Source organism: Kosakonia oryziphila (genome assembly GCF_900094795.1).
Taxonomy (GTDB): Bacteria; Pseudomonadota; Gammaproteobacteria; order Enterobacterales; family Enterobacteriaceae; genus Kosakonia; species Kosakonia oryziphila.
The window spans coordinates 1-5,165 of the sequence record NZ_FMBC01000093.1 but is presented as its reverse complement, the minus strand read 5'-3'; the positions used below and the strand labels follow the sequence as shown (position 1 = coordinate 5,165).

General features: G+C 45.2%; 6 protein-coding genes and 2 pseudogenes. 2 read left to right on the top strand and 6 right to left on the bottom strand.

Annotation, left to right across the window (positions count from 1 at the left end; all coding sequences use genetic code 11):
• Positions 1-95: 95 nt before the first annotated feature.
• Positions 96-563: pseudogene (locus tag GA0061070_RS23900) on the top strand (tyrosine-type recombinase/integrase); the annotation flags it as partial.
• Between the two features lie 38 nt (positions 564-601).
• Here the strand turns inward: GA0061070_RS23900 and GA0061070_RS23895 are convergent.
• From GA0061070_RS23895 to GA0061070_RS23875, 6 genes are all read right to left on the bottom strand, one after another.
• Positions 602-880 (bottom strand): hypothetical protein, encoded by a 279-nt coding sequence (locus GA0061070_RS23895; RefSeq protein ID WP_090138987.1) that lies wholly within the window; start codon positions 878-880, stop codon positions 602-604.
• Positions 881-938: 58 nt separating this feature from the next.
• Positions 939-1,067: a hypothetical protein gene (locus tag GA0061070_RS25855; RefSeq protein WP_279616114.1), complete on the bottom strand. Its 129-nt coding sequence runs from the start codon at positions 1,065-1,067 to the stop codon at positions 939-941.
• A 151-nt stretch (positions 1,068-1,218) separates the two neighbouring features.
• Complete coding sequence (locus GA0061070_RS23890; RefSeq protein WP_090138984.1) at positions 1,219-3,087, bottom strand: flotillin family protein; 1,869 nt, start codon at positions 3,085-3,087, stop codon at positions 1,219-1,221.
• A complete protein-coding gene (locus GA0061070_RS23885) occupies positions 3,080-3,280 on the bottom strand; it encodes a hypothetical protein (RefSeq protein ID WP_090138982.1) in 201 nt (66 codons plus the stop codon). The genes GA0061070_RS23890 and GA0061070_RS23885 overlap by 8 nt, the downstream gene beginning before the upstream one ends.
• A gap of 134 nt (positions 3,281-3,414) precedes the next feature.
• Positions 3,415-4,452, bottom strand: coding sequence for a major capsid protein (locus GA0061070_RS23880; protein WP_090138980.1), 1,038 nt, complete (start codon positions 4,450-4,452; stop codon positions 3,415-3,417).
• Positions 4,453-4,470: 18 nt separating this feature from the next.
• Positions 4,471-4,764, bottom strand: a complete 294-nt coding sequence (locus GA0061070_RS23875) for a hypothetical protein (RefSeq protein ID WP_244153195.1) — start codon at positions 4,762-4,764, stop codon at positions 4,471-4,473.
• Positions 4,765-4,898: 134 nt separating this feature from the next.
• Between GA0061070_RS23875 and GA0061070_RS23870 the strand changes: the two are divergent.
• Positions 4,899-5,165: pseudogene (locus tag GA0061070_RS23870) on the top strand (transposase); the annotation flags it as partial.

Genomic DNA, 5,165 nt, shown 5'->3' with positions numbered 1-5,165 from the left:
CGATGAAATGGCGGAAAGCGGACAGCATCATTAAAGAAAGCATCTGGCGGGCATGAAAATGGCAAATAACGGTCACAGATCGTGGCGTTGACAGGATGCGCATTAATGAAATAGCCAGTTTAAAATCTGACAATATCCGTGAAGTAGAGGGGGTGCTATGTTTCGAGGTGTTGGAGGGTAAAACACGCAATGCGGCGCGGTTGGTTCCACTTCATAGTGCGATTAGAACAATGGTTCTGGAACGCTGCCAGAAGCCGCACAACGGCTTTTTATTCTACCGTGCAAGTGTGACCAAGAGAGAGGACGGCAAGCGCTCCTCGTGGCACGTAAACCGCTTTGGACGGCTTAAACGCGACATTCTCCCAGGGCAGGAAAACAAGGTGTTCCATAGTTTCAGACATGCCGTGATCACGAAGCTGGACGCCGCCGGAATTGAAGAGAGTCGTGTAGCAATTTTAGTTGGTCACGCCAGGGGAGAAACGGAGTCTTTCAAGACGTATTCTAAATCTGTTCCTGAACGAATAGTGAAGGAACTAAAAGAATATATCGAATTAATCAAATATTAAAATACCGTAAATGTGAGGGGGAGTCCCCCTCCATGTTATTTATACCATACACTTTGCATATATTTCGATGTTTCAGGTGAAATATTATACCAATATGCATAATTGTTTGTTGCATCTACAACTATCAATTTATCATCACTATCCATAACCTTGTGAACTATTTGCGCTGCCTGTTCAGAATTGTAATGTGAATTAACATACCAATTTGATTCTGTAACTTTGACTGCTACACCCAATGATTTAATAGCTTCGTAAACTGCTGGATAGTTTTTAGTTTTAATCAAGTCATAGGTTACAAACAGATTGTTAGCCATTTTATTCTCTCCAGAGATTCAAAAGAATAAGCGCCGCTATGGACGCATTGAGATGTTTTTACTTCTTAGCTTTCTTGGTAGGGACTTTGATAGTTTCAGTTATCGTAGTATCAGGATGCCGTTTAGCTTCTATGGGCTTAACAAACTGACCAGTTATCGCAGAACGAACTACTGTTTTCTTAGCCATAAAAACACCTCATCTTAGAGATAAAGAATGAACTGCTTACCCTTACAAGGTTAAGGGACAAACGAAGCGACGTCAAAGAAAAACACCACATATACACATAATTTACAAATGAAGCGCAACATGTGGTGATTCCTTGAGATTGACATCACAATCATCCACCTGTAGATGATTGACCGCTTAATGCTGAGAGCGTAAGGCTACGAGTAAATGAATCCGCGCTTGCTTTCGCTGACCAGTCGATGAAGTCTGAGAGTCTTGATACGTCGCTTTGCAGTGTAAGTCCAACTTGTGGATTCACTTGCAGATTGAATGTAGGATTCACCGTGTACGCTGGCGCATTGTCACTACTAACTGACATTGCAGAACTACGCAGAGAATCACCGTTTAGGCTATATTGATTCGCCGCCGTTCCTGCTTGCTGGTTGCCACCACCAACACCTAACCAATTCATGATAGCTGGCCCCACTGAACGGGTATCAAAGCCCGTCTTATTCTGAATCCAATCAGCAAATTGTGTAGCAGATCCGTTAACAGCCTTATCATAGATAGCATCAGGAACAGTCTTATCAGGATCAGAATATAGCGAAGGAAATGTTTCTTTCATCCAGTTATTAAACAGACTGAGATCATCGGTTATTTCCTTCGTGAATCCTGTCACTTGAGATAATAAGTTTCCGAGCTCGAATCCTAATCCTTTTGCTGTTTCATTTAGTGCTTTAGTATTCTCCGCTAAATCTTTACCAGCATTACCGAAGCCCTCAAGGAAGCCGGAAGTAAGGTTCTGATTAAAGCCATTGTTGACCGCTTGCAATGTCGTAGACAAATCACCATAGGCGTATGTCTGCTTAATCTGCTCATCGTTCAGGGTTTGACCGGAGTCAACAAGCTGTTTTAACGTCTTATCAAATTCAGCGCCGCCGTTTTTCAGGATAGGCACTAGGTAGGACATATCATTACCCAAGTCTTCAAACAGGTGACCTATGGAAGCATCACTCATCCCTCTACGCTGTCCTTCGTTCTGGACGGCCTGAACAAAGTCTAACGGGTTATCCTGATATTTTGCGATCTGCTGTTTGTTCCATCCGAATAAATTCATGATGTTATCAATCGCCCCATTCCCGCCTTTAAATTTCCCAGACTTCGGATCAAGCTGGCTATTCGTTACAGATTCTCCGAGGCGCTCGCGCACATCTTTGAAATTGTCGGCTATGGTGTCGTAGTTTGAATCAATACCACGTTGACGGTTAGCCTGTACCAGCGCTTTAACAGCGTTTGGGTTCACCTTCACGCTGTCGCTTTTTCTCACCAGATCGAGGTTATCTGTAGCTGTCTCACGAACACGTCCGAGAAGAGCAGCCCCGCCAGCGAAAGCAGCAGTACCAGCAAGAAGCCCAGAGCCACCGCCGATCAGATTCAGCCCCTTCTCTTTGATACCCTTTGCAGCCCCTGCGTAATCAGTGCGTTTGGCGTGTTTCAGCGCTGCCGCTTGTTGTTGGGTACTAGCTGTTATACGGGCCTGTAAAGCCGCCTCACGGCGCATAAGGGCGATTCTTTCGCGTAGCTCATAGTTCATCTTCTGGCTGCTGATCTGCCCGTTACGGAAAAGCTCTGTCTGCTCGCGAGCAAATTTTGCAAATTGGTATTGCTTCACCGGATCAATGCCATACTTCCCTACAATCCCCTTCATTTGAAGGTTAGCACTACGAAACTTCAGATCGGCTGTCTCGTTACGTTTGGCAATCTTAGCCGCTTCTCGCGCCTGAGTTTTAGCCGCTTTCTCTGCAATACGTTGCTGTTTTAAGTCATTGGGCGTTTTAGGCAAAGCCGCTTTAGCATCTGCCACCTGTTCACGAGCTTTCTGCCTACGTTGCTTCTGAGTCTGGAAACGAATTTTCGGATCTTTAATCTTAGAAAAATGACGGTGAAGGTTATCCGCTGCGGCCTTGGCCTCTGCAATACTCTGCTTGTCCACAACGAAGGTGACGGTATTTTTCAGGGTGCTAACATTCAGATCAAGCATTACCGCCGCCTTTCTGGTTCAGAAAATATGTGATCGCCTGTTCCACAGTCTCACCACGAAAAATACGCTGCCTCACTGCGTTATAGTTAATATCTAATAGCTCGCATAGTTGGCTTATTTTCAGCAATCCGGCTGCATCGTCACCTTGAATATTTATGTGCAGTCCTTGCGCACTCTTTAATATAAGTTGCATTTATTTTCCCCTTATTCTGGAAATAAAAAAGGGCGGGAACACTGGGGAGATTTGCGCTCTCATAGTTCCCAACGTTCATACGCCCTGTTTAAAGCTCTTCTGTTATTTACGGGAAGAGCTACCGTCTACGCTCATTATTCTGAGACAGTACCGAAGATGATCGCTTGAGGCACATTAACAATCGGCAGATAGCTACACTCTGTCGCTATCTCAGGATAGCCCCAACGCTGATCAATAATCACATACTGGTGATACAATTCCGCGCCTTTGCCTTGTGTCGCATGACGAACACCAACACCGCTATGCAGGACGTAGGCATTTGAATTTTCAGACATAACAGGAAAACTTACGAAGCCATCAACCCCGATTTTGTCAGTAATCAGAGAGTACCCGGTTACATCGATCACGGTTACGCCGTTTAGCGTCCAGGTTTCGAAAGCAGGGTTTGCACCTTTAGTGCGGGTGTAGAAGTTATCGCCCTGCTCAAGAGGAAGCGTATACACCATGAAATCTTTCACGGATGGGTGATAGCGTAGCGCTACGGCTGCTTTGCCAGAAGCCAGAATCACCGCCCCTTGTTTAGCCTGGGCCAGTCCTGATCCCAGTTTCACATTCTGAATGCGCCCGATTTCAGAAAGTTGCTGGAACACGTTAGCGTCTGCACTAATGTCCATCGTGTATGTGGTTTTGCTACCACCTGCCAGGAAATCTAAATTACCCTGTCCGGCGTATTGAGAATTAACACGTAGCCCTAACAGCGCTTCAACCAGGTCAACTTCTACAGTGTTGCTCACCTGCGCATACTGCGCATCGCTGAAATCGTTGATAGCGAGAGTAATTTGATCAGCAATGTCAATCGTTCCACGCGCTTTATACTGCTCAAGGTCTCGAGAGGTGACAGAGTTAAGGGAGTTAGTGTATTTAAGCTGATACAGCACATTGGTAAATTCTGGACGTTCTGCACTGTTCCAATCTGACTGTGCATAGGGCATCTTTTCAGGTGCTACAAGATTCTTCACATCAGTGATTTTCTCAAGTGCAATAGAGTTAACGTCGTGATATTCAACACGGAACAAATTTAAATTTGTGACGATCTGGTTTAGCTGAGTAGAGAATGTAAACGGGCTGGCAAAATCGTACATGTTGCCAGAAAATAGATCTGAATAAGCCATTCTTATTATTATCCTTAATTAGGTGGTGCGTAGTGCTACGGTGTCGTAGTCAGTGAAAGTAAAGCCAAGAGTTGCTAATTGCGCTTGAGCAAAGGATTTATCCAGACTTCCAAATTCAACGCCAACCAGGGCTAAAATAGTATGTTCTGGAGAAGCTACAATAAACGCCTTAGAGCCTGCTTTAGCTGGCTCAACAACAACATAAGCAATATCACCAGGGGCGGCAGCTTTCGCACCTGTAACGTCAATAAGATCGCCAACAATAAGATCGGCAGGAATACCGGATTCCACACGGATCAGCTTATCCTGCATAATTGCATCAGATGCGTAAGCCACTACTTTATATCGGGCGTGGCTGTTATTCCCGTTCAGAGTTTGAAATGTGAATCGCCACGGGTTTAACAGACACCTCAGAGTCATTTAAGATGACTTAAAGAGAGGTGCCCATGAGCGGTAAACGTTATCCCGAAGAGTTTAAAATTGAAGCAGTCAAACAGGTTATTGATCGCGGTCATTCTGTTTCCAGCGTTGCAACACGTCTCGATATCACCACCCACAGCCTTTACGCCTGGATAAAGAAGTACGGTCCGGACTCATCCACTAACAAAGAACAGTCAGATGCTCAGGCCGAGATCCGCCGACTCCAGAAGGAGTTGAAGCGGGTTACTGACGAACGGGACATATTAAAAAAAGCCGCGGCGTACTTCGCAAAG